We start from the raw sequence: 285 nt of genomic DNA, 5'->3' as shown, positions 1-285 counted from the left end.
ATACTGAGGTCTCTGAACTGTGGTTATCGATTCTAGAGTATAAGCAGGAGATGGAAGAGCGTCTGTATAAGTCTGAGGCTCGTTTAACGTTGTCGCAGAAGGAGTTAGAAGCAGCACGCAAGAACAGCGAGACGAAAAGCTTGTTTCTAGCAAAAATGAGCCATGAGTTGCGAACGCCAATGAACGGGTTGCTAGGTTTCACTTCGTTATTGCTGGAATCGAAGTTGGAAGATGAACAGCGTGAGTATGCTCAAACTATTCAGGTGTCTTTAGAGTCATTGTTGT

At 44.2% G+C, this 285-nt stretch carries 1 protein-coding gene; it reads left to right on the top strand.

All coding sequences use genetic code 11. The features are described 5' to 3' along the window. Positions 1-285, top strand: a 285-nt coding sequence (locus A3763_RS06635; RefSeq protein ID WP_304440800.1) for a histidine kinase dimerization/phospho-acceptor domain-containing protein, incomplete at both ends; no start/stop codon positions are given.

It is taken from the genome of Oleiphilus sp. HI0128, assembly GCF_001635365.1.
The sequence above is the reverse complement of the archived record's forward strand: the minus strand, read 5'-3'. Positions and strand labels throughout refer to the sequence as shown.